General features: G+C 68.9%; 25 protein-coding genes, 1 tRNA gene and 1 riboswitch. Of the genes, 12 read left to right on the forward strand and 14 right to left on the reverse strand.

All coding sequences use genetic code 11. The features are described from left to right. Positions 1-97 precede the first annotated feature (97 nt). Together AB0B96_RS17340 and AB0B96_RS17345 are read right to left on the reverse strand one after the other, a co-directional pair. Positions 98-481 (reverse strand): DUF427 domain-containing protein, encoded by a 384-nt coding sequence (locus AB0B96_RS17340; RefSeq protein ID WP_362899710.1) that lies wholly within the window; start codon positions 479-481, stop codon positions 98-100. 101 nt (positions 482-582) lie between these two features. Next, the gene (locus tag AB0B96_RS17345; protein WP_362899712.1) at positions 583-867 is read right to left on the reverse strand and encodes an antibiotic biosynthesis monooxygenase family protein; all 285 of its coding nucleotides are present in this window, start codon (positions 865-867) and stop codon (positions 583-585) included. 289 nt (positions 868-1,156) lie between these two features. On the opposite strand from AB0B96_RS17345, the gene AB0B96_RS17350 reads away from it, so the two are divergent. The 3 genes from AB0B96_RS17350 (at position 1,157) to AB0B96_RS17360 (ending at position 4,154) form a co-directional block, all read left to right on the forward strand. Next, positions 1,157-1,474, forward strand: a complete 318-nt coding sequence (locus AB0B96_RS17350) for a hypothetical protein (RefSeq protein ID WP_350945225.1) — start codon at positions 1,157-1,159, stop codon at positions 1,472-1,474. 348 nt (positions 1,475-1,822) lie between these two features. Continuing rightward, a complete protein-coding gene (locus tag AB0B96_RS17355; RefSeq protein WP_362899714.1) occupies positions 1,823-2,569 on the forward strand; it encodes a DUF4253 domain-containing protein in 747 nt (248 codons plus the stop codon). A gap of 369 nt (positions 2,570-2,938) precedes the next feature. Then, positions 2,939-3,088, forward strand: a riboswitch (cyclic di-AMP (ydaO/yuaA leader). A gap of 250 nt (positions 3,089-3,338) precedes the next feature. After that, positions 3,339-4,154, forward strand: a complete 816-nt coding sequence (locus tag AB0B96_RS17360; RefSeq protein ID WP_362899716.1) for a hypothetical protein — start codon at positions 3,339-3,341, stop codon at positions 4,152-4,154. 183 nt (positions 4,155-4,337) lie between these two features. Here the strand turns inward: AB0B96_RS17360 and AB0B96_RS17365 are convergent, their stop codons facing one another. From AB0B96_RS17365 to AB0B96_RS17390, 6 genes are all read right to left on the reverse strand, one after another. Then, positions 4,338-4,709 (reverse strand): hypothetical protein, encoded by a 372-nt coding sequence (locus AB0B96_RS17365; RefSeq protein WP_362899718.1) that lies wholly within the window; start codon positions 4,707-4,709, stop codon positions 4,338-4,340. A 12-nt stretch (positions 4,710-4,721) separates the two neighbouring features. After that, positions 4,722-5,102 (reverse strand): roadblock/LC7 domain-containing protein, encoded by a 381-nt coding sequence (locus AB0B96_RS17370; protein WP_362899720.1) that lies wholly within the window; start codon positions 5,100-5,102, stop codon positions 4,722-4,724. Positions 5,103-5,160: 58 nt separating this feature from the next. Beyond that, positions 5,161-6,054, reverse strand: a complete 894-nt coding sequence (locus AB0B96_RS17375; protein ID WP_362899722.1) for a hypothetical protein — start codon at positions 6,052-6,054, stop codon at positions 5,161-5,163. A gap of 4 nt (positions 6,055-6,058) precedes the next feature. Next, complete coding sequence (locus AB0B96_RS17380; protein ID WP_362899724.1) at positions 6,059-6,505, reverse strand: roadblock/LC7 domain-containing protein; 447 nt, start codon at positions 6,503-6,505, stop codon at positions 6,059-6,061. Between the two features lie 86 nt (positions 6,506-6,591). Continuing rightward, positions 6,592-7,803 (reverse strand): DUF4032 domain-containing protein, encoded by a 1,212-nt coding sequence (locus AB0B96_RS17385; protein WP_350945232.1) that lies wholly within the window; start codon positions 7,801-7,803, stop codon positions 6,592-6,594. Between the two features lie 63 nt (positions 7,804-7,866). After that, on the reverse strand, positions 7,867-8,514 hold the full coding sequence (locus AB0B96_RS17390; protein WP_362899726.1) for a class II aldolase/adducin family protein: 648 nt from the start codon (positions 8,512-8,514) through the stop codon (positions 7,867-7,869). Positions 8,515-8,845: 331 nt separating this feature from the next. Here AB0B96_RS17390 and ngcE point away from each other — a divergent pair, with 331 nt between their 5' ends. The 6 genes from ngcE to AB0B96_RS17420 all read left to right on the forward strand — a co-directional run bounded on the left by ngcE (position 8,846) and on the right by AB0B96_RS17420 (position 13,827). Beyond that, positions 8,846-10,297, forward strand: a complete 1,452-nt coding sequence (gene ngcE, locus AB0B96_RS17395) for an N-acetylglucosamine/diacetylchitobiose ABC transporter substrate-binding protein (RefSeq protein ID WP_362899728.1) — start codon at positions 8,846-8,848, stop codon at positions 10,295-10,297. Positions 10,298-10,303: 6 nt separating this feature from the next. Then, on the forward strand, positions 10,304-11,215 hold the full coding sequence (locus AB0B96_RS17400; RefSeq protein ID WP_362899730.1) for a sugar ABC transporter permease: 912 nt from the start codon (positions 10,304-10,306) through the stop codon (positions 11,213-11,215). Next, on the forward strand, positions 11,215-12,132 hold the full coding sequence (locus AB0B96_RS17405) for a carbohydrate ABC transporter permease (RefSeq protein ID WP_362899732.1): 918 nt from the start codon (positions 11,215-11,217) through the stop codon (positions 12,130-12,132). The genes AB0B96_RS17400 and AB0B96_RS17405 overlap by 1 nt, the downstream gene beginning before the upstream one ends. A gap of 109 nt (positions 12,133-12,241) precedes the next feature. Further along, positions 12,242-12,844, forward strand: coding sequence for a hypothetical protein (locus tag AB0B96_RS17410; RefSeq protein ID WP_362899734.1), 603 nt, complete (start codon positions 12,242-12,244; stop codon positions 12,842-12,844). Continuing rightward, a complete protein-coding gene (locus AB0B96_RS17415; protein ID WP_350945238.1) occupies positions 12,831-13,121 on the forward strand; it encodes a 4a-hydroxytetrahydrobiopterin dehydratase in 291 nt (96 codons plus the stop codon). The genes AB0B96_RS17410 and AB0B96_RS17415 overlap by 14 nt, the downstream gene beginning before the upstream one ends. A gap of 130 nt (positions 13,122-13,251) precedes the next feature. Then, complete coding sequence (locus tag AB0B96_RS17420) at positions 13,252-13,827, forward strand: superoxide dismutase family protein (protein WP_362899736.1); 576 nt, start codon at positions 13,252-13,254, stop codon at positions 13,825-13,827. Between the two features lie 33 nt (positions 13,828-13,860). On the opposite strand, the gene AB0B96_RS17425 is transcribed toward AB0B96_RS17420, so the two are convergent. Further along, complete coding sequence (locus AB0B96_RS17425) at positions 13,861-14,847, reverse strand: pirin family protein (RefSeq protein ID WP_350945240.1); 987 nt, start codon at positions 14,845-14,847, stop codon at positions 13,861-13,863. Positions 14,848-14,895: 48 nt separating this feature from the next. Beyond that, a complete protein-coding gene (locus AB0B96_RS17430; RefSeq protein ID WP_362899738.1) occupies positions 14,896-16,368 on the reverse strand; it encodes a serine hydrolase in 1,473 nt (490 codons plus the stop codon). 184 nt (positions 16,369-16,552) lie between these two features. Here AB0B96_RS17430 and AB0B96_RS17435 point away from each other — a divergent pair, with 184 nt between their 5' ends. Further along, positions 16,553-18,388, forward strand: coding sequence for a histidine kinase (locus AB0B96_RS17435; RefSeq protein WP_362899740.1), 1,836 nt, complete (start codon positions 16,553-16,555; stop codon positions 18,386-18,388). A gap of 130 nt (positions 18,389-18,518) precedes the next feature. Here AB0B96_RS17435 and AB0B96_RS17440 read toward each other — a convergent pair whose 3' ends face one another. Beyond that, a complete protein-coding gene (locus AB0B96_RS17440) occupies positions 18,519-19,367 on the reverse strand; it encodes a fused MFS/spermidine synthase (protein WP_350945243.1) in 849 nt (282 codons plus the stop codon). A 223-nt stretch (positions 19,368-19,590) separates the two neighbouring features. Between AB0B96_RS17440 and AB0B96_RS17445 the strand changes: the two genes are divergently transcribed. Further along, positions 19,591-20,259, forward strand: a complete 669-nt coding sequence (locus tag AB0B96_RS17445; protein WP_362899743.1) for a hemolysin III family protein — start codon at positions 19,591-19,593, stop codon at positions 20,257-20,259. A 237-nt stretch (positions 20,260-20,496) separates the two neighbouring features. Continuing rightward, the gene (gene lat / locus AB0B96_RS17450; RefSeq protein ID WP_362899745.1) at positions 20,497-21,798 is read left to right on the forward strand and encodes an L-lysine 6-transaminase; all 1,302 of its coding nucleotides are present in this window, start codon (positions 20,497-20,499) and stop codon (positions 21,796-21,798) included. Between the two features lie 31 nt (positions 21,799-21,829). Here the strand turns inward: lat and AB0B96_RS17455 are convergent, their stop codons facing one another. The 3 genes from AB0B96_RS17455 to orn form a co-directional block, all read right to left on the reverse strand. Then, positions 21,830-22,084: a LuxR C-terminal-related transcriptional regulator gene (locus AB0B96_RS17455; RefSeq protein ID WP_362899747.1), complete on the reverse strand. Its 255-nt coding sequence runs from the start codon at positions 22,082-22,084 to the stop codon at positions 21,830-21,832. Between the two features lie 153 nt (positions 22,085-22,237). After that, a tRNA-His gene (locus tag AB0B96_RS17460) sits at positions 22,238-22,313 on the reverse strand. 76 nt (positions 22,314-22,389) lie between these two features. After that, the gene (gene orn, locus AB0B96_RS17465; RefSeq protein ID WP_350945247.1) at positions 22,390-22,992 is read right to left on the reverse strand and encodes an oligoribonuclease; all 603 of its coding nucleotides are present in this window, start codon (positions 22,990-22,992) and stop codon (positions 22,390-22,392) included. Positions 22,993-23,013: the final 21 nt, after the last annotated feature.

Consider the following 23,013-nt stretch of genomic DNA (forward strand, 5'->3'; position numbering starts at 1 on the left):
CGTCGGCCCTACGAGTCGAAGTGCCCGTCCCGAGTGATGATCGGAGGGGCGGGCACGAGAGCCGGGCGTCTCCCGGTGGACTCGGGCCGAAAGACGCTCAGGCGGCCGGTTCCTCGACGATGGAGTCGACCCGGTCGGGATAGAAGGCGACGTGGTCCTTGATCTCGGCGACGGCCGGATACGGCGACTCGTAGAACCACACCGCGTCCACCGCCTGCTTCCCGTCCACCGTGACGGTGTAGTAACTCGCGTCGCCCTTGAAAGGACAGTAGGAGGCGGTGTCGGTCCGCTCCAGCAGCGAGCGGTCGACGTCGGTGATCGGGATGTACTGCACCGGCGGGTACGCCGCCTCCCGCAGTGTCAACGCGCTCCGCGAGTCGGCGACCACCCGGCCGGCCACCGAGACGACGATCCGGGCCGGGTTCGGCGTGATCGTGATCGGGTGACTGGGGCTGGGCTCCAGGATGGGCTTGTCAGTCATGACGAGAACCCCTTTCTGTCATATCCAGTCTGCCGGACCCCGGACCCTGAACCGCGTCGCCGTCCCCCTCCCCGGTGGATGGGAGATCTGTCGCCTCCCGCTCAGGCGGGGCCGACGCCGGAGATCTGGTAGCGAGACACCTCGGCGTCGCGGATCATCGTCTCCTGGCCGTCGCTCGGCCCGGAACCCCGGAAGGCGTCGAGGGTCTCCTCCGACTCCCAGCGCTCGTAGACGTTGATCCGGCCGGTGTCGAGGAGGTCGGCGCCGAGCGTGAAGTCGAGGCAGCCGGACGCGGCGCGGGCCTGCTCGATCACGCTTACGCATCCCTTGAGGTAGTCGTCACGGGCATCGGGGTCGACACGGATCCAGCCGGAGATAATGATCACGATGGCAGGGTACGGCCCGCCACCGACATTTAGCCTCGCTCATGGACACGCGTGCCCCCTTTTCGCGTTGTCCTGGCCCACCGCGCCCCCTCCTCGTCAGCCGCGTATATAAAGGTGTCCGTCTTCCGCGCCGGTCGCGCATTCCAGACGTCGATCCTTCCGCGCCGGTCGCGCGTCTCGGGCGTCGATCTTTCCGTACGGTTCGCGCATATCAGGTGTCCGCCGGGCACGTAGGATTCGACGGCTGGGCAGGCGACGACGAGGACGACGAGGACGACGAGGACATGGTGTGAGCTTTGATCTCGGAGTCTGGTTCGCGGCCGGACCGATCACCGCGCGGGAGGCCCTTCTTCGATATCTCGCCTGGGACGAGAGCGGAGCCGCGCCCGGTGAGCCGCGCCCGGAGGTGGCGGCCTTCTACGAGGAGTTGACGGCGCTCTTCCCCGACCTGACCGTCGAGAACTACGGCGCCTCACCGTGGTCCGAGCCGCTCACCGTGGGGGAGGACTTCGTGCTGATGAACGCGGTCTTCCCACGGGCGGGGGAGGTGTGCCGCGTGGTCCTGGAGATGACGCGGCGCCACCCTCTGGTGCTCTTCGAGCCCTAGCTCTCCGGCTTCGCGGGCCTGTCCATTACCCCCGAGACTCACGGCGCCCTCGCGGACGTGACGTGCGGCCCCGAACGGCCTCGTTGAGCATTCGTCGGGCGTGGAGGGGTGGCACCCGCTCGGCTTCGTTCCCCTCTGTACCGATAATTTTTGCCTGGACCAGGGCAGAACTGTCCCTCGGGGTGGTTGACAGGCCAAAATTGATCCGTGGTCAGGATCGGATCGGTAGAGATGAGCGATTGCGAGCGTGAGAGACTCCCGCCAGTTCTGGGCCAGTTGTTCGCCGATGGGGGAGAAGGAGCCCACGAAGGCGAGGGGGACGGGGGAGGCAGGGGCAGGAGGCTCTCGGTGGAGTTGCCGCCGGGGGACGTGGTGTGGCCCGACCCCGGTTACGCTCAGCTCGCGGTCCGTCGCCGTCCGGCGTTCTGGCTGAGTGAGGTGACGGTCTCCGGCGAGTACTGGGCCCGGTTGAGGGCTCAGCACGAGCAGTCGGGCCTGTGGCCGGTCCTGCTGGAGGACTCCGTCCAGCCCTGGTCGGCGGGTCAGATCGCCCCCGACACCGCCGCGCAGATCGACAACTACAACGCCGCCGCGTTCATGGCCGAGGTGTGGTCCGACTGGATCGAGAGGGCGACCCTGGACCAGCTCGAAATCCTCGATCCCTACGGTCCCGAGTGTCCGGGCCCGGCGCCGGCGGGAAGGCTCGCCGCCGATCCCGGTGTGGTCGCCGACTGGTACGCCGGGCTGGTGGCCGAGCGCAGGACCCCGCTCGGGCTCGTCGCGGTGGAGCGCGGGGCCGACGCCCTGGCCGTGATGGGCTGGCAGGGCGCCCTGAACCACAACGAGTGGATGGTCCCGCTCGCGGCCGTCGTACGGAGCTGGGAGGAGAGGTTCGGGGTGCGGGTGGTCGGGATGGGTTTCAACACTCTCGACCTCAGCGTCGCCGCGCCTCCGACGACCTCCGAGCACGCCCTGCACGTCGCGGCGGAACACTGGACGTTCTGCCCCGACAGCATCATCCAGGGGGCGGGGACCCTCATCGACTACGCCGAGCAGATCAAGGGCAGGAACGCCTGGTCGTTCTGGTGGGACTGACCGGACGGGGATGACCCGCGGGGTGGGGGAGATCCCGTGCGGGTCTCGGTGAGGGGTCCGCGATGGGCTGCCCCCCGGTGAGGAGGCCCTGTGTGGGTCTTGGGGAAGGACCTCTGTCCCACGAGACGGACTGTCGGCCGCCGGTGGGGAGACCCCGTCCGGGGTGGGGGTTCTCGCGGCGGTTGCCGGGATGGGAGAGGCGTTCTCGCTGGTAGGGCGGGTGTCGACCTGGCGGGGCAATCGATGGGGCTTCCTTGAAGCTTGTAGGTAGATCTTCTGGGTTTTTCATGGTGTTTGCTTTGCTTTGTCCGGTTTGGTGGGTAGTGTCCACTGTTATCGGTTGGCGACCTGCCCTTCACAAGAGGAGGCGGCCGGCCGACGTCGAATCCCGAGGGCCCGCAGGGCTCCGGAGCCGGGGAACCAATTTTCCGGGGTGAATCCGCCGCGAACGCGCGGCGGTAGGGCAACTCCACCGCCCGAACCCGTCAGCTAACCCGGTAGACGAGATGGAGAGGAGATCCCCTCATGGATCACCGCGTCACCACGTCGGTGGACCCCCTGTCGGCACCGACCACCTGAACTTCAACGCCGCCCCCCGTCCCCTCGACCTCGCCGCCGCGCCTGACCGTGGCACCTTCAGGACCGTGCTCCGCGTAGCGATCGGCTGATCCGGCTACGCCACCTTTTCCGATGAGCGCGTCCCCGCCAGTGCACCCCTTCGGTGTTCGCACCTGGCCGCCCCGTTCCCTCGCGAAAGAGCCATTTCTCCATGCACCCCTCCTTTGGTATGCACAAGAACGACCTGAACACGCTCTGTCCGGGCGAGCGATCCCCGTACAGGAACACCTCCTTCGGGCGCGGCCTCGCCGCGGCCCTCACCGCCGCGAGCCTCCTCGTCTCCGGCGGTGTCGCCCTGGCGCTCCCCGCCTCCGCGGCCCCCGCCGCCACCCGCCTCGCGAACGACCCGGCGGCCGGCGCGCCCGCCGGTACCGAGGCCGTTCTGCTCCAGGGCGCGACCACGGCCTCCTACTTCTGGGACGACTCCTCTGGCCGGGCCGGTGACACCGGACTTCCCGCCAGCGGCAAGCCGATGCAGAAGGGCATGATCGCCAGCCCGAGCTGGCCCCTGTTCACCGAGGGATACATCCTCTACAAGGGCAAGAAGGCGAAGTTCTTCGTCGGCGACCGCGGCCCGGGTAACCCCTCCAACCAGGGCATCATGATCGACATCGACGCCAAGACCTTCGCCGACCTGACCGGCGGCACGTTCAACGCCGGCACGCTCGGCGTGGACGGCAACGGTGGCATGGGCCACATCGACATCCAGTACGTCGTCACCAAGTGGGGCGGCGGCACGGGGATCAAGAACCACCCGGTCGCGTTCTCCACCGGCGCGTGGAACCGCAGGGACACCAGCCCGGCCCAGCCGCCGACGACCGTCTTCGCGATGGCGAGGAAGCTGGGCATCGGCCTGCAGACCCAGCTGGTGAGCGCCGAGGCGCGACCCTGGCTCGGCAAGCCCAAGGTCATGGTCGAGCACGTCTCCGAGTACGTTCCCGACGGCGTGGCCGCAGAGAAGAACTGACCCCTACGGTGTGGCGGCCGGGAAGAACCGGCCCCCGTCACCGTCCCCGAGGGGGTAGCGGCAGGGAAGAGCCGACCTCGTCACCGTCCCCGGCGGCACGGACGCCGGGAAGAACCGCCCCCGAGAGGCGTGGAGGGTTCCGGTGCGGCCCGCGCCTGCCGGGACGCGGGCCGCACCAAAGGATCAGACTTCGAGCTTCTCCTCGATGCCACGCAGGTTGTGCCGGGCGAGCGCGAGGTTGGCCCGGTTCCGGTCGAGGGCCAGGTAGAGGAACAGCCCTTTACCGCTCCGGCCCGCGATAGGGCGGATCACGTGATACTGCGTGCCGAGCGTGATGAGGATGTCCTCGATGCCGTCCTTGATGCCGAGCGACTCCATGGTCCGCATCTTCGCCCTGACGACCTCGGTGTTACCCGCGGCCGCGACCTGGAGGTCGAGGTCCTTGGACCCGCCGAGCGCGCCGAGCGCCATCCCGCTGTTGTAGTCGACGACGACCGCGCCGATGGCACCGTCGATCGCCATCATCTCCTTGAGCGAGATGTCCATGTTGCCCATTACTGTCTCCGATCACTGGGATATCGATGTGCGTGAGCTGACGGCGGCGAGTCGATCCGCCGTTCTGCGGCCCTCCAGCCTGAGCAGTCCGAGATTGGTCCCCGGGCGTGCCAGGACTGTGAGAACGATCTTGGGTCCGGCGGCGTAGAACGCCGCGTAGCCGTTGGTTCCGGAGATGAGCGTCTCCTCGAAGGCGCCCTTGCCGGCGATGCCCGTCATCCGGCGGCTCAGGGCGAGCACCGCGGAGGAGAGCGCGCCCGTCTGCTCGATGTCGTTTCTCAGGTCGCTGGCTATCGTCAGGCCGTCGACACTGCACGCGATGCTCCCGTCCACATCGGGTACGCGTTCTCGCAGCATCGCCATCTCACGGCGTATCTCCTCGCGCAGTTCCACCGGCATCCTCCTTCCGATCAACTTCAGCGTCCGTAGCCTTATCGGCATGTGACCGGGCTCAAGTCATTGCCTCCAATGCGTTCCTGAGCCGGATGAGCAGGTTGACGTCGGCCGGGTCCCCGTTCGCCCTGGGGATCCACTCCGACGTCTCCACGGAGCCCGTCCCGGCCGCCGGGATCTCCGTGGCGCCCTTCGTCCGCCTGGGCAGCGGGTCCGGCACGGCGGGGGCCTCGGCCGGACCGGGCTCCGGGACGCGGAGCAGCCCGGAGGAGGCGAGCTGTCGTACGGCGAGCAGCACCGAGTACGCGGGACGGCCCAGTTTGCGCGCCAGCTCGGCCGGGGTCGCGACGGAGTCGGCGCCGACGAGCACCTCCCACTGGAGCGCGCTCAGCACCACCCGGTGGGCGCCGATGCGCTCCACCGGGACGACCGGGAGCGTGTCCAGCTCCGCGGACGGCCAGATCTGTTCCAACTGCGCCTTCCTCCGCTCGCACTCCCGGAGCAGGCCGGTCGCGTCGAAGTACCACTGCGGTCCGAGCCAGTGCAGCTCCCCCCGCCGGAACCTGGGCCGGTGCCCGGTGGCCCGCAGCAGGAAGTACGCGGCGTCGAGCACCGTGCTGAGCACGCAGAACTCCAGCTCACCCCTGGTGAGCAGGCCCTGGGCGATCAGCCGCTCGCCCCCCGTCGGCTGGGGCTCCCGCGACTCCTGCGGCCCGGGAGGGAGCGCGGGGTCCGGTCGCCGGCGGGTGGTGGCCTGCCTGATCTGCCGTACGGCGTGGGCGGATATGCCGCAGCGGGCACCCAGCAGGTCCTCCAGCCGAGGGGCGGACGCGCTCTCGGCGTAGGTCACCCGGCCGTCGGTGAGGTAGACGACCCCCGCCTTGCCGAGTCGCAGGGATCCGGTGGCGTGGTCGCCGGCGAGCCCGCTGAGGATGTTCTCGACGCTGGGCATGGGCTCACGTGGATATCAGACGGCCGGAAAGGGCCTGGAGGCGGTGGCGGGCCAGTGCCAGGTTCGAGCGTTCCGGATCGAGCCTGACGTAAATGACGAGCGGGCCGTCGAACGGCGTTTCCAGCGGCTTCAGTAAATGGTGTCCGCCGTCCGTGGTCACGATCATGTCGTTGATCCGGACCGTGCCGCCGGGCACGGTGACGGCGAGCCCGTCGAGCGTCGCGCGCAGGGTCTCGCTCAGCCCCGCGGCCGACCTCTCCACGTCGGCATGGCGGCTCGCACCGCCGGCGGCCACCGCGGTTCCGCTGGTCTGATCGATGAGGATCGCGTCCAGGGCCCCGGGGATGGCCATTACCTCGGTGAGGCAGTCTTCGATTCCGAGCACGTGCTCTCCCTTGCCGACGACTTCGAACGTCGCCCGGTCAGCGTAGGGAAAAGCCTCGGAAACCACTCTCTCCGGCTAGGGGTTTGATGGGAGAAGGGGGAGGATTCACCACCCCGAGGGGAAGTTATGCACCCCGGATGGAAATCAACCCTTTAGTCCTCGGCGATGAGTGCCTTTTCGTCCGGCTTGAAAATGAGAATGTTCTTCACATAGGAATTCACCGCGGCGGGCAGGCCGACATCGGTCCCGGCCTCCTCCGACATGTACCAGCGGTGGTCGAGCACCTCGTGGAAGAACTGCGCGGGCTCCAGCTTGCCCCGCATCTGGAGGGGGACGGCCAGCACCGTGGGCTGGAAGACCTCGGCGAGCCAGCGGTGGGCCACGATCGCCTCGTCCTCGTGGCGAAGGCCGTGTGACACGCGGAAGGAGTCGAGGTCGTTGAGGAGGCGTCTGGCCTGGTTCTCCTCCACGTCCAGGCCGGTGAGCCGCAGCAGCCTGCGCTGGTGGTGCCCGGCGTCCACGACCTTGGGCCGGACGATGAGCCGCCCGGTGCCCGCCTTGCGGCGGACCATCATCTCCGCGACGTCGAACCCCAGGGAGTTCAGCCGGCGGATCCGCTGGTCGATCATGTGCCAGTCGACCTCCTCGATGATCTCGTCGGAGGTGAGTTCGCCCCACAGACGGTGGTAGCGGCGGCAGACCGAGTCGGCGACCTGCTCGGGGTCGATGGAGGAGTGCAGCAGCCCGCCCGCCTCCAGGTCGAGCATCTCGCCGAAGATGTTGGTGTGCGCCACCTCGATGTCGTACAGCCGCTGCCCCTCGCTGATCATGGGGTGCAGCTCGCCCGTCTCGGCGTCGACCAGATAGGCGGCGAAGGAGCCCGCGTCCCGGCGGAACAGGACGTTCGACAGCGAGCAGTCGCCCCAGTAGAAGCCGCTGAGGTGCAGTCGTACGAGCAGCACGGCGAGGGCGTCGAGCAGCCGGTTGAGCGTCTCCGGGCGGACCGTCCCCGACATGACCGCGCGGTAGGGCAGCGAGAACTGCAGGTGCTGGGTGATGAGCGCGGAGTCGAGCGGCTCGCCGTCCGCGCCGGTCCGCCCGGTGACCACGGCGACCGGCTCGACGGACGGGGTGTCCATCCGGCTCAGGTCCCACAGCAGGCGATACTCGCGCTTGGCGTAGTACTCGCTGATCTCCTTGATCGCGTACACCTTGCCCGACAGGCGGGCGAAGCGCACCACGTGCCGGGAGATGCCCCGGGGCAGGGAGACCAGGCGGTGCTCGGGCCACTGCTCCAGCGGGACGTCCCAGGGCAGGCGGATGAGGTCCGGATCGCTCGGCGCGCCGGTGAGCTGCAGGGGCATGGGGTCAGTCCTCGCGATGGGTGGTCCGGCGGTGTGCAGGACGGGCAGGTGGTCGCGCCGCGCTCAGTCCTCGCGGCGGGGAAAGGTGGGCGGGTCGAGGGCGCGCCGGACCACCGAGGCGAGCTGCTCCTCGGTGAGCACGCGGGGCTCGCCGACGCTCCTGGCCCGCACGTAGACCTCGCAGAGCCACTCCAGCAACCTGGTCGCCTCGAAGGCACCGTCCAGGTCGTCGCCGATCGTGACCCCGCCGTGGTTGGCCATCAACGCGGCACGCCTGTCCTTGAGCGCGGCCCTGACGGAGGCGGCGAGCTCGGGGGTGCCGTAGGTGGCGTATTCGGCGACCCGCACGGTCCCGCCGAGCAGCAGGACGTTGTAGTGGATCGGCGGCAGCTCGCTCATGGTCGTGGCGACCACGGTGCCGAAGACGGAGTGGGTGTGCACGACGGCGCCGGCGCCGGTGGTCGCGTAGACCGCGAGGTGCATGGGGGTCTCCGACGACGGCCGCAGATCGCCCTCGACGAGGTGTCCCTCGATGTCGACGACCGGGCAGGCATCGGGCTCCAGCCGGTCGAGGGAGACGCCGCTGGGTGTCACGGCGACCAGGTCGCCCACGCGGACGCTGAGATTTCCCGCGGTCCCGACGACCAGTCCGGTCGTGGCGGCCCGATGGCCGTACTCACACAGCAGGCGGCGCTGCTCGGCCAGCAACATGTCGTCAAAAGTAGGGGGTTGCGGTACCGGGCGGCAAACCTTCATTATCTGGTCTAGACCGGTTGCCGCCTGTCGGTGGTCGGCGAGCAGGGTTCCTCTACCTCTCCGGCGGTCGTGCGTCAACGGTTGGTAGAGGAATTTAGACCGCTATGTGCTGTTTCGTTGCCGGATAGCACTTCCCTGGCGTTTGGTTGCTACCGGATATGTCGCGAGGACATCACGGCTCGGTCTAGACCGGATGCGGGCCCTTGACGGTGGGCTCCAGGGATACGTACCTTCGGGCAAACGTTTAGGAAACTTTCCTAATTGATCCCCCGTGCAGGAGGGTTACATGTCCACATCGGCCAGTACGCCCGGAGATATCACCCGGCGGCAGATGCTCCGCCGGATCGGCATGACCGCTCTGATCGCCGGCCCCGGCGCAGGGATGCTCACCGCCTGCGCCACCGGCGGCGGCCCGGCCCCCGCCGCCTCCGCGGCACCCTCCGCGAGCGGCGCGGTCTCCGCGGCGAACCCGTTCGGCGTCGCCGCCGACGCGCCGCTCGAGGTCGTCATCTTCAAGGGCGGCCTGGGCGACAGCTACGCCACCGAGGTCCACGAGCCGCTGTACAAGAAGGCGTTCCCGCAGGCCCAGATCAAGCACGTCGCCACCCAGCAGATCGCCCAGACCCTGCAGCCGAGGTTCGCCGGCGGCGACGTCCCCGACATGATCGCCAACTCCGGCACCGACCTGATGGACAACGGCGCCCTGCAGCAGGAGGGCCAGCTCCTGGAGCTCACCGAGCTGTGGGACGCCCCCTCCATCGACGACCCGAGCAAGAAGGTGCGCGACATGGTCGCGCCGGGCACCGTCGAGTCCGGCCTCATCGACGGCAAGCCCTACCTGATGAACTACGTCTTCTCCGCGTACGGCCTCTGGTACGACTCCGCGCTGTTCGAGAAGAACGGCTGGACCCCGCCCAAGACCTTCGACGAGTTCAAGACCTTCGCCGAGACGGCGAAGGCGGCGGGGATCACCCCCTTCGCGTACGCGGGCAAGAACGCCTCCTACTACATGTACTGGATGATCCTCATCTCCGCCGCGAAGATCGAGGGCAACCAGATCCTCATCGACGTCGACAACCTCGCCGACGGCGTCTGGCAGCGCGACGCGATGAAGCAGTCCGCCGCAGCCTGGGCCGAGATCGCCAAATACATGGACAAGTCCTTCGAGGGCCTCATCCACACCGAGGTGCAGCTCCGCCAGAACCAGGGCAAGATCGCGCTGTACCCGTCGGGCTCCTGGCTGGAGAACGAGCAGAAGGAACAGACCCCCGAGACCTTCAAGTACGCGCTGACGCCCACCCCCAGCGTCACCGCCGCCGACAAGATGCCGTTCGAGGCCATCCGCGCCGCGGCCGGCGAGGCCTACATCGTCCCCGCCAAGGCGAAGAACCCCAAGGGCGGCCTGGAGTATCTGCGCATCATGCTCTCCAAGGAGGGCGCGCGCGGCTTCACCGAGAAGTCGGGCAACATCACCGTCGTGACCGGGGCCGCCGACGGCCTGGAACTGTCACCGGGCAACGCGAGCCTCAGCGCCGCGCAGACCGCCGCCGGCCAGAACATCGTCACCTTCAGCAGCTTCGAGAACTGGTACAAGGAGTTCGAGACCGAGCTGCGCAAGCAGACCAACGCGCTGATGTTCGGCCGCATCTCCGCCGACGAGTTCTGCGAGAAGGTGCAGAAGGCCGCCGACAAGACCAAGGCCGACTCGTCCATCACCAAGCAGGAACGGAAGGTGTAGCTTCCGATGCGGCAGGGCAAGTATCCGTTCATCGTCGGCTTTCTCGCCGCGCCGGTCCTCCTCTACGTGGTCTTCGTGATCAGCCCGTACATCCAGGCTTTCCAGATCTCGATGACCAACTGGAAGGGCATCTCGGCGAACCCTCAGTTCATCGGCCTGGAGAACTTCACCAGGCTCTTCGAGGACGAGGTCTTCTGGGCCGCGGTGCGGCACCACGGTGTTCTGCTGCTTGTCATGCCGCTGGTCACGATCGTGATCGCCCTGTTCTTCGCCTTCCTGCTCAACCTGAGCGGCGGGCAGCGGGACGGGCGGATGACCGGGATCTGGGGTTCGAAGGTCTATCGTGTGATCTTCTTCCTGCCCCAGGTCCTGGCCGTCGCCATCGTCGGCGTGCTCTTCCAGGCGATCTACCGCCCGGACGGGACCGGCGTGATCAACGGCCTGCTCGGCAAGGTCGGCATCGAGCCGGTCGGCTGGCTCATCGACCCGGACATCGCGCTGCTGTCGATCATCGCGGTGATGGTCTGGCAGGCCGTCGGCTTCTACGTGGTCCTGTTCTCGGCCGGCATGTCCTCCATCCCCAAGGACGTCTTCGAGGCCGCCGCGCTCGACGGCGCCGGCCGGTTCACCCTGTTCTTCAGGATCACGATCCCGCTGCTGTGGGACACCATGCAGGTCGCCTGGGTCTATCTCGGCATCGCCGCGTTCGACGCCTTCGCCCTGGTCCAGGTCCTCTCGGTCGACCGCGGCGGGCCCGACAACTCCACCACGGTGCTCCCGCTGGAGATCTGGCGTACGGCGTTCAACTTCTCCAAGTTCGGCTACGCCTCGGCGATGGGCGTGGCGCTGTTCTTCATGACCATCACGTTCGCCGCCCTCACCCTGCGCGTGACCCGGCGCGAGAGGATCGAGTTCTGATGGCTGCGCCTCCCACGGACACGGCTCGCAAGCCCGACGCCACCCGCCCCGCCGCCCCCGCGCGCGCCGGGCGCCGGGTGAGAAACCCGCTCGGGATCTTCGGTGCGCTCTCCCACGTCGCACTGCTGGTCTGGGCGATCCTGATCGTCGGCCCGATCCTCTGGACGTTCCTGTCCTCCTTCAAGACCAACACCGAGATCTTCGGGGACGCGATCACACTCCCCGCCTCGTTCGGCTGGGACGCCTGGGGCCGGGCCTGGGAGAAGGCCCACATCGGCCAGTACATGCTGAACACCGTCTTCGTGGTGGCGTGCAGCACGGCGGGCACCATGCTGCTCGGCTCGATGGCCGCGTACGTGCTGGCGCGCTACACCTTCCCCGGCAACAGGTTCATCTACTTCCTGTTCGTCTCGGGGATGACCTTCCCGGTCTTCCTCGCGCTGGTCCCGCTCTTCTTCGTGGTGAGAAACCTCGGCCTGATCGACACCCACTTCGGGCTGATCCTCGTCTACATCGCCTACTCGCTGCCGTTCACCGTCTTCTTCCTGTCGGCGTTCTTCAAGACGCTGCCCACCTCGGTGGCCGAGGCGGCGATGATGGACGGCTGCTCGCACACCCGGACGTTCTTCCAGATCATGGTGCCGATGGCGAGGCCGGGGCTGATCAGCATCACGATCTTCAACATCCTGGGCCAGTGGAACCAGTATCTTCTGCCGATCGTGCTGCTGTCGGGCAACGTCGAGGACAAGTGGCTGATCACCCAGGGCGTCGCCAACATCTCCACCAGCGCCGGGTACGAGGCCGACTGGCCGGGGCTGTTCGCCGCGCTGAGCATGGCCATCATCCCCGTCATGATCATTTACATCATCTTCCAGCGCCAGATCCAGTCGGGTCTGACCTCGGGCGCCGTCAAATGACCGGATCCGGTCAAATAAACGGTCTCGGCGAGTAATCCCGGAGGCGTCGTCGGGAGTCGTTCATATTCGGAACGACTCCTGTCCCCTTCTCCCGTGGAGAACCCGACACATGGCCCACCCCGACCAGGATTTCCCCTTCCCCTTCTTCGGCGCGGGGGAGGCGAGTTACTACATGTGGGCCGAGGTGCACGTACGCTTCGCCCGTCAGCCCAGCAGCTCCCAGCGTGCGGTCATCGTCGACACCGTCCCGGCGCCCCTGCGCGGGGCGATCGACTGGTGCGAGGGGCGCCAGCTCATGGTGGCGAGCGGCCTGCTCCTGCACGGCACGGTGGTCCGCACCTACCCGGTCGCCGACGGCGAGTCCGACCGCATCGGCGACGACGGCTGGCTGTACGCCGCACCCTCCCGGATCGCCGCGTTCAACGCCGACATCGAGCGATGGCTGCTCCGCATCAGCCGCGAGTGCCCGATCCTGGCCGCCTACCGCGCCGAGGACCCCGACAGCGGGGGCACCCGCCTGTCGGGCTGGCACGAGTGGAGCCTCGCCAGGCTGCCCGAACTGCTGTCCGAGCTGGAGCCCCTCCTCGACCAGGCCAGCCACGCCACCTCCATGGCCCAGGGCATCATGGCCATGGCCAGGCGCGCCGGAAGCCTGCCCAGGCTTGGTGTCCTCGCCGGAGACATGATCTCCTGGGGGGATGAACCTGCTTGACGACTCCACGGTGGACGCTCGGCTGACCGGCCTGCCCGAGTGGCGGCGCGAGGGCGACGAGATCCGCCGCACGATCAACGCCACCGATTTCCCGACCGCGATCCGCATCGTGGACGAGATCGCGGTGGAGGCCGAGAAGCTCGACCACCACCCCGACATCGACATCCGCTGGCGCACCCTTCACCTGGCGCTCAGCACACACAGCGCGGGCGGCCTGACGGAACTCGACTTCACCCTGGCCGCCCGCATCGACGAGATCGCCTCGGCCAACGCCTGAACCGCTCCCGCGCCGATCACGTCTCGCGCTTCCCGGCGGCATGGCCGAGAGTGGTCAATGCTCAGAGTGATCATATGATTACTGGATATGGTGAGCTCTGCTCTTCTCCGGCCGCTCAAGGAGATCGTGGATGCGCATCATGGGAGTTCTCGCCGCCGTGGCTCTGCTCTGCGCGGGCTGCGGTGATCAGGCCGCCGATCCGGCCGGGCGCGGCCCGGCCGTGGCGTCGGCCACCCCGGGCGCCCGCGAGATGCGTCTCGTCGGGGGCGGCACGTTCACCGATCCGGCGCCGCGCGCCTCCGCCATCGTCTACGACACCCGGCTGGTGCCGCCGGGAGCCTGGGCACAGGTCAACGTGGAGTCCGGGGCGGTGCTCGCCACCGCCACGGTCACCGTGAAGGGCATGCTCCCCGGGCGCACGTACGGGGCGCACCTGCACGTCAACCCGTGCGGCTTCAAACCGGAGGACGCCGGGCCGCACTACCAGCACTCCCACACCCACGCGAGCGCCGAGAACGAGGTCTGGCTCGACTTCACCACCGACGCCCAGGGCGCCGCCACCGGCACCGCCACCCAGGACTGGGCGCTCGTCCCCGGGCGGCTCCCCAGGTCGCTCGTGATCCACGCCGAGCCCACCCGCAGCACGGGTCCCGAGGCCGGCGCGGCCGGTCTTCGCATCGCCTGCGTCACCCTCGTCGAGCGCTGAGCCCGGCACCGGATGGCCGGTGCCGGACCGCGCTCAGGCGTGGCCGGCGGGGATGGTGCCGAGGCGGCCCGCCTGGTAGTCCTCGAACGCCTTGGCCAGCTCCGCCTGGGTGTTCATCACGAACGGCCCGTAGTGCGCCACCGGCTCGCCGATCGGACGGCCGCCGAGCACGATGACCTCCAGGTTGGGGCTACGGCTCTCCTGCGTACCGGCGGCCGAGAGCGTGATGGACTCGCCGTCGGTGCCCAGCCCGGGCAGGTTGCCGAAGCCGTCGAAGACGGCCAGCTGACCCGACTCGATCGGCTGCCGGTCGCCGCCGACGGTGCCGCGTCCCGACAGGACGTACGCGAGCGCGTTGAAATCCTTGCGCCAGGGGAGCGTCAGCTGGGAACCGGGGCTGAGGGAGGCGTGCAGCAGGGTGATCGGCGTCCGGGTGGAGCCGGGGCCGGTGAACTCGCCGACCTCGCCCGCGATGAGGCGGACCAGTGCTCCACCGTCGTGGCTGCTGAGAAGGACGACATTGGTCCTGCCGATGTCCTGATACTTCGGTGCGACCATCTTCTCCTTGCCCGGCAGGTTGACCCAGAGCTGGATCCCGTGGAACAGGCCGCCCTTGGCGACCAGCCACTCCGGGGGAGCCTCCTTGTGCAGGATGCCACCGCCGGCCGTCATCCACTGCGTGTCGCCGTCGGAGATCGTGCCGCCGCCGCCGTGCGAGTCGGCGTGGTCCATCACGCCGTCGATCATGTAGGTGACGGTCTCGAAGCCCCGGTGCGGGTGCCAGGGGGTGCCCTTGGGCTCGCCCGGCGCGTAGTCGACCTCGCCCATCTGGTCCATCATGATGAACGGGTCGAGATACTGGGACTTGATCGTCGCGAGTGCCTTGCGGACCGGGAATCCCTCTCCCTCGAATCCGCTCGGCGCGGTGGTGACGGCCAGCACCTGGCGCTCGCGGGTCGCGTTCAGCGGCTGCGGCAGGCGGGGCAGGGTCAACGGGTTCTCAACGGTCACGGCGGGCATCTTGGATTCCTTCCTGCGATGTTCGCCGGTGACAACTCGGTTGATGTTTCAACTATTCCTTGCCGGGTCGGCCAACGCGAAGCCGCCTCGGCTCAGCGAGATCAGTTCGGGGGTCGCGACCCGCTCGTCCAGCGCGCCGGCGGGGTCGCTGGTCAGCGCGGTCACGACGTAGGTCCTCCCGGTGGCCGAGCGTGCCAGGTACGACAGGTCGAGGACCCCCAGCTCCGAACCGCCCTTGGCCCAGACCGTCGGCCACTTCTTCTTGTCGAGCTTGATCCCGAGGTCGTTGGCCGACATCACCGCGCTCACCTGCTTGCCCCCCAGCTTGAGGAGCCCGGCGTAGGCGCGGCAGACGTCACGGGGTGAGCCGAACCACTCCAGAGTGTCGATCTCCCTGGGCTTCTGCCAGAGCACGATGTCCGACAGCGACTGTCCGGCGACCGTGTCCTTGAGGTAGGCGCGCTTGCCCGCGGTGTCGAGTGCCAGGTAGGCACGGGCCTGCGCCGGGTGGTTCACGCCCTTGAGCAGGAAGACCTCGCGCGTGGTGAGGAACGGGATGTTCCGGGTGGCGTGGCTCGACCACTGCCGTACCTTCGCCTCCACCGCCTTGCGGCCGACCGTGTGGATCAGGATGTCGGTGGCGGTGTTGTCGCTGATCGAGATCATCAGCTTGGCGGCCTCCTTCACCGTGGTGGTGCTGCCGTCCGGACGGCCCGTCAGCCCGTCCTCGCCCAGGCTCTTCCACTCGGGCTTGATCGTGAGCTTGGTGTTCCAGCTCAGCTTGCCGTCGCGGACCTTCTCGGCCACGGCGCCCAGCACGTACAGCTTGAAGATCGAGCCCAACGGCCGGGCCGTGTCCGGCGCCACGGCGTGCGCGACGTCGCACCTGCCCCGCGAGTCGATCTCGGCGGAGAGGAAGCCCACGCGCGGTGCGACCTCGCGGAGCCGGGCGTCGAGCTGCTTCCAGTTTTTGGGAGCGGCGGGTACGGAGGGCTCCGGAGGCGTCAGCCCGAGCAGGTTGATCTTCCCGTCGCCGTCCACACCGAGCTGCAGGACGAACGCCTGCTCGCCGATCGCCCCGGTCCCGGCCAGCGCGGACGGCGTCTCCTTGGTCAGCTTCTCCAGGCGGAATCCCTTCGACGCCTGCAGGAAGGCGTTGACACCGTTGACCGTGAGCGACGACAGGTAGCCGGAGTTGAGATGCTCCCCGAGCTCGCTCTCCGAGAGCGGTGCCCGGTCAGGCGCGCCGAGGAACCAGCGCAACTGCCGGCCGGCGGGGCTGTCGGGGATCTCCGGCTCGGCGAGAACGCCTCCGGTCGTGATCGCTCCCGACGTGGTCGTCTCGGCCGTGGCCGCTTCTGACGCGACCGTCCCCGCGGTGACCACGGAGGTGGCCGCTCCCGTGGTGACCACCTCCGTGACCGCTGAGGCGGGGACGGCCAGTGGCAGGGCCGTCGCTGGAACGGCCGCGACGGCGACGGCGACGGCGAGCAGGCGCTTCGATCGGAACGGCAACCGCATGAGGTTCTCCTTCGGATGGTCTCCGGCGTTGCGGCCATCTCCCCGATGGCCCTCATCCGAAACTAGAAAGAGCTCCCGGCTCACGACACCCGGCGGCCCTCCGTCTCGCGGGTGCGGCGAACCGCACCGGATGTGCGGACAACCCCCTGGACGGCGGAGCCGGTGGCAGGTCACCCTACGTGCCATGACGTCCACGGCCTCCCACCCCGTCCCGGCACCCGCGTCGTCGCCGGGTCCGTCGGCGTCCACCACCTCGACCCGCGTCCTCGCCACGTCGATGGCCGCGGTGTCGGTGGCCGGGATCGTCGCGGGCGTCCTGCTGACGGCGGGCATGTCCGTGCCGTTCAGTGAGTGGTTGTTCCTCGCGGCCTGCGCGGTCCTGCCGTCGGTCGGCCTGCTCATCGCGCTGAGGCGCTCCGACAACCCCTACGGCTGGCTGCTGCTCGCCGCCGCCTGCTGCCTCGGCCTCGGCCTTCTCGGGGTGGGCATCCTGACGACGTACGGAGACGGGAGCGGCCCTCTCGCCGTGGCCGCCGTGCTGCTGACCTCGGCGCTTCCCGTCTTCTACGGCCTGAACTGGGTCTTCGTCCCGCTGATCTTCCCCGACGGCAGGTTGCCCTCGCCGCGCTGGCGCCCGGTCGCCTGGATCGCCGTAGTGGCGATCTTCCTGCACTGGCTGGGCATCCTGCTGAGCCCGGACGAGGTATACGCGTTTCTCCCGTACGGCAACCCGCTGGGGCTCGAAGGCATGGCGGGGCTGCTCGCCGCGCTGGTGGGCGGGTTCGGGCAGCTCGCGGCCTTCCTCGTGTCACTGTCGGTGCTGGTCTCCCTCGTCTTGCGCGCTCGGCGCGGACCCCGCACCGAGCGCCGCCTTCTCCGCTGGATGGCCCTGGGGGTGGCGGCCGGCTTGAGTGGTTCCGTGCTGACGGTGATCCTCGAGCAGGTCGGGCAGATCGGGCAGGGAGGCCACGCGCTGAGCTGGCTCGGCGTCATGACGGCGATGGCGGCCCTGCCCGTGGTGATCACCACGGCTGTGTTCCGCCACAACCTGCTCGACATCCGGGTGGGCATCAGGGGCTCCAGACTCTTCCTGATCTTCGATCTCAGGCCCACGGTGGACGAACTCCTGACGGAGCTCGGGCCTGGCCTGGAGGAGGTGGAGCCCGTGAAGCAGCTGGGAAGGCTGGCGGAGGCCGTACGGGCGGGCCTGGAGACGCGGTGGGCCGCCGTGGCGCTCGCGGACGGCACACGGGTGGTGGCGGGCAGGGAGGACGGCGAGGCCGTGCTCACCGTCCCGGCAGGGCTGGGGCACATCGCCTGCGGGCCCAAGGTCGTGGGGCGCCTCAACGCCGAGGATCGCAGGCTGCTCGGCTCGCTCGCGGTGCCGATCGGGCTGGCGATCCAGAGCGCGGGCCTGGCGGCACGCCTGGTCAACGCCCAGGAGGCCGAGCGGCGGCGGATCGAGCGCAACATCCACGACGGGGCGCAGCAGCAACTCGTCGCGCTGATCGCGGGGTTGGAGCTGGCCCGCGCCACCGGCGGCGGCCCCGACAGCTTGACGCTTCTGCGCGAGCAGGCTCGCCAGACCCTCGCCGACCTGCGGGAACTGGCGGCGGGCATCCACCCGTCCGTGCTCAGCCAGGGCGGTCTGGCCGAGGCGGTCGAGGAACGCTGTTCGCGGCTGCCGGTGGCCACGACCGTGACGGTCGATCCCGCGCTTCGCTCGCGGCGCTTTCCCGACGAGGTCGAGGGAGCCGTGTACTTCACGGTCAGCGAGGCCATCGCCAACGCGCTCAAGCACGCCGACGCCTCCAGGATCGAGGCGCGGCTGGCCTGGTCGGGCGGGCGCCTGCGGGCGGCGGTCTCCGACGACGGCAGGGGCTTCGAGCGGGACGGGTCAGGCCATGGGGGCCTGGGCGCGCTCGCCGACCGGATGGCCGCGCTCGGCGGCGGCCTCGACGTCTCCTCGACGCCCGGCGAGGGCACCCTGGTCAGCGCCTGGGTTCCCGTCCCGGACTGAGGCGCGGAACGGGGGCAGGGGCGACGCGTTCGGCCCGTGCGTCGGGCTGACGGGCTGGAGTGACGGGCTGGGGTGGCAGGCCGACCGATGGGCCGGAGGGAGAGGGGGCAGAACAGGCCGGGAGACCGGGTCAGCCGAAGACCGCGGGCGGGGGGACAGGGATGACCACGGCGTCGCCGTCGTGCAGGGGCCGGGCTCCGGCGATGAAGTTGACGATGTCGTCGCCGTACACGCAGCGGGCCTGCGTGAGGCCGCCCGCGGCCCTGCGGGTGAGACCGGAGACGGGCAGGGGCAGGCGGGAGGCGGCGACGATGAGGTTGCCGAAGCGCCGTCCCCGCATGACGCCGGGTTCGGCGAGCAGTACGACCTGGGGGAAGGTGCCGCGGACGGTGGCGAGCACCCGGCGGACGAAGGCTAGTCCTTTGCCGTCCGCGACGTTGATCAGCACGGTGCCGTCCGTGCGCAGGACGCGGGCGACGTCGCCCATGTACTCGGAGGTGGCGAGCTCGATCGGCATCGTGGCGCCGCTGAAGGCGTCCAGCACGAGCAGGTCGGCGGAGGCGTCGCCGAGTCCGGCGGTGGCGGTGCGGCCGTCGAGGATCCTGACCTTGAGCCGGGGCACCGACTTCAGCCGGAGCTGGTCCCTGACGAGCTGGACGAGCCCTTCGTCCGGCTCGGCGACGATCTGCCGGGACCCCGGGCGGGTCGCCGCGACGTAGCGGGGCAGGGTGCAGGCGCAGCCGCCCACGTGCACGGCGTCCAGCGGACCCTCGCGGAGGAGGTCGACGACGTCGGCCATCAGCCGGACGTACTCGAAGTCGAGGTAGGTGGCGTCGTCGAGGTCGACGTACGACTGCGGCACACCGTCCTTGGAGACCACCCAGCCGGAGGGCCGGTCGAGGTCCTGCAGGAGGTCGACCTCGCCGAAGGTCACCGGATACCGTCCCGGCATCGGCTCCCGCGCTTCCCGCCTGCCCATCGGTGCGGTCCTCTTTTCCCTGATGCGAATCCGTGGGTTCCTGATGCGAACCCGAGGGGAAACCATATGCGCAGTGGCGACCGGTCGGCGTCCGGGTGGGGCGGATCACCATCTCGTACGGTCCGGCGTGCGGCGCCTTGTTCTCGCCGAGGTTCTCGCCGACTCGACGCCGTGTAGGACGGATCACAACCTACGAACGCGTAACTTACGCTACCGTAGGTTTATGGCCACGTCCCTCACGGAAACGCTCACAGAGTCCGTCAAGCCGCGCCTGCGCGGCTGGTTGCATGCGGGGACGCTGCCCGTGGCGCTCGTCGCGGGCTTCGTCCTCGTCGCGCTGGGTCCCACCCTGGAGGCGAGGCTCGCCGCCGTCGTCTACGCGATCACCTCCGGCCTGCTCTTCGGCATCTCGGCCACCTATCACCGGGGGAAGCTCTCCCCGGGCCTGGAGGAGGTGCTGCGGCGCCTCGACCACGCCAACATCTACCTGATCATCGCGGGCACCTACACCCCGTTCGCGCTGCTCGCCCTGGACGGTGTGGCGGGCGCGGTGGTGCTCGGCGTGATCTGGACCGGCGCGATCGCCGGGGTCCTCTTCCGGGTGCTGTGGACCGGCGCTCCCCGGTGGCTCTCGACCGCGCTCTACATCGGCCTCGGCTGGACGGCCGTTTTCGTGCTGCCCCAGCTCGTGGAGGGTGCGGGGATGGTCGCGGTGGCCCTGCTCTTTCTGGGCGGGGTGCTCTACACGGCGGGCGGGATCGTGTACGGCATGCGCAGGCCCGACCCCTCGCCCGGCTGGTTCGGCTTCCACGAGGTCTTCCACGCCTTCACCGTCGCCGCCTACCTGGCGCAGTACGTGGCGGTCTCGCTGGTGGTCTACGCGGCGACGTGATCCTCCCCGCCGCCTTGTCGCACGACAGGCCGATTTGACCGGCTGATGGTCTCGGCGGGGGCGGGCTCGGGGAAGGAGAACGGTCATGCGGGAAGGCCGGGCCGCGCGGTCCGATATTCACGCCCGGGTCGCGCGTATGCAAGAAAATCTTCACAAGAACCGGCCTTGACACGTAATGTCTCCGTGTAGATGTGCGAACAGCGGGGGATCATCTTCTCGGATCACCGTGGAGGGGACATGGACGTTCATGGCCGTCTCGCCCGTCACCTGCTCGTCGACGGCTATCGGCTCGTACTGGACCTGGAACGGAGCCGGGGGTCCCGGCTCGTCGACGCCCGCACCGGCCGGAGCTACCTCGACTTCTACTCCTTCTTCGCCTCGGCCCCGCTCGGGGTGAACCCGTTCGACGACGATCCGGAGTTTCTGGCTCTGCTCGGCAGGGTCGCCGCGAACAAGCCCGCCAACTCCGACCTCTACACCGCCCACCTCGCCGACTTCGCCGAGACGTTCGCCCGGGTGCTCGGTGATCCCGAACTGCCGCACCTGTTCTTCGTGGAAGGCGGCGCCCTCGCCGTGGAGAACGCGCTCAAGTGCGCCTTCGACTGGAAGAGCCGCCTCAACAGTTCGCGGGGACACTCGCCGGAACTCGGCACCAAGGTCCTCCACCTCACCCGGGCCTTCCACGGGCGCAGCGGCTACACCCTCTCGCTGACGAACACCGACCCGATCAAGACCGACCGCTTCCCGAAGTTCGACTGGCCCAGGATCGAGGTGCCCGCGATCCACCTCGGCGACGTCGAGGCGGCCGAGGAGCGGTCCCTGGCCGCGGCGCGGGCGGCCTTCGAACGCCACCTCCACGACATCGCCTGCTTCATCGCCGAGCCCATCCAGGGAGAGGGCGGCGACAACCACATGCGGGCGGAGTTCCTGCTCGCCATGGAACGGCTCTGCCACGAGCACGACGCCCTCTTCGTCCTGGACGAGGTGCAGACCGGCGCGGGGACCACCGGAACCCCCTGGGCGTACCAGCAGCTGGGCCTGCGTCCCGACGTCGTGGCCTTCGCCAAGAAGGTCCAGGTGGGCGGGATCATGGCGGGCCGCAGGGTCGACACGGTGCCGGGCAACGTGTTCCAGGTCAGCGGCAGGATCAACTCCACCTGGGGCGGTGGGCTGGTCGACATGGTCCGCTCCCGCCGGATGCTGGAGATCGTGGAGCGTGACGGCCTGATCCCGCGTGCGGGAAGGCTCGGCGCCGAGCTCCTCGCGGGGTTGCTGGAGATCCAGGAGCGCTTTCCCGACCTGGCGGAGAACGCGCGTGGACGCGGCCTGATGTGCGCCTTCGACCTGCCGGACGCCGTGGAGCGCGATCTCCTGGTGGCCCGCCTGCGGGAGGAGGAGGGCGTGCTCGTCCTGCCCTGCGGAGAGCGGTCGGTACGGTTGCGTCCGGCGCTCTCGATCACCTCGGCGGAGCTGGGGGAGGGCACGTCCGCCATCGCCCGGGCCCTGGAGGCGTCCCGCTGCCTGCGGCTCACCGCCTAGCACGGACCTGACGGTCCCGGGCCGGCGGGCGCTAGTGGCGCTGTGGCTCCTCGCGCGCGGCCCGTTCCAGCCACAGGTCGATCGCGGTGACCCGCGAGTCGACGCCGAGCTTGGCGTATATCCGGTTCACGTGGTTCTTCACGGTCTTCTCGCTCAGGAACAGGTGCTGGGCGATCTGCCCGTTGGAGCGCCCCATCGCGATCAATTCCATGACCTCGGTCTCACGCCTGCTCAGATCCGTAACGGCTCTGGGCTCCGCGTCGAACGGGGCATCGTCGACTCTCATCCGGCCTCCGTGGCTGAAACACGGTCAGGTCGCCGAAACCCCCGGTCCTAACGGCGTTGCGATAGCAGCGAGCATAACCTGCAATATCCACTTTTGGTGGGTAATAGTGCCGGAAATGCGGAACGGCCGGTCCTTAAGGACCGGCCGTTCCAGTGGGGTGAGCGAGGGGACTTGAACCCCCGACATCTAGGACCACAACCTAGCGCTCTGCCAACTGAGCTACGCCCACCATCGCCGCCGCAGCAGCACATGAAAAGTGTAGCGGTCTTTGGGAGTCGTTTCGTACGGGGTTTCTCGTGAAACGTTCAAGGCCTGCGCGTGGACACGCTCTCGGCCAGTTCCCTCGCGGTGGCGGAATCGGGGCCAGGCTGGGACACGAAGACCGCCGCGCGGTAGTAACGCAGCTCCCGGATGCTCTCGACGATGTCGGCGAGCGCCCGGTGGCCGCCCTGCTTCTCCGGCGAGGCGAAGTAGACACGGGGGTACCAGCGGCGGGCTAGCTCCTTCACCGAGGAGACGTCGATCATCCGGTAGTGCAGGAACCCGTCCACGGCGGGCATGTCGCGGGCGAGGAAGGAACGGTCCGTGGAGATGGAGTTGCCGCACAGCGGGGCCTTCTTCGGCTCCCGGATGTGGCCCCTGATGTATTCGAGCACCATGGACTCGGCCTCGGCCAGCGTGACGCCGCCCTCCAGTGCCTCCAGCAGGCCGGAGGCGGTGTGCATCTCCCGCACCACCTCCGACATCTGCTCAAGGGACTCGGGCGGGGGCTTGATGACCACGTCCACCCCCTCGTCAAGCTGGTTCAGCTCGCCGTCGGTGACCACGCAGGCCACCTCGACAAGCGCGTCACGGCCAAGGTCGAGCCCGGTCATCTCACAGTCGATCCAGACCAGCAGGTCACTCATAGCCCTCAGGGTAGTACTCAC

It is taken from the genome of Streptosporangium sp. NPDC049046 (assembly GCF_040649155.1).
GTDB lineage: Bacteria > Actinomycetota > Actinomycetes > Streptosporangiales > Streptosporangiaceae > Streptosporangium.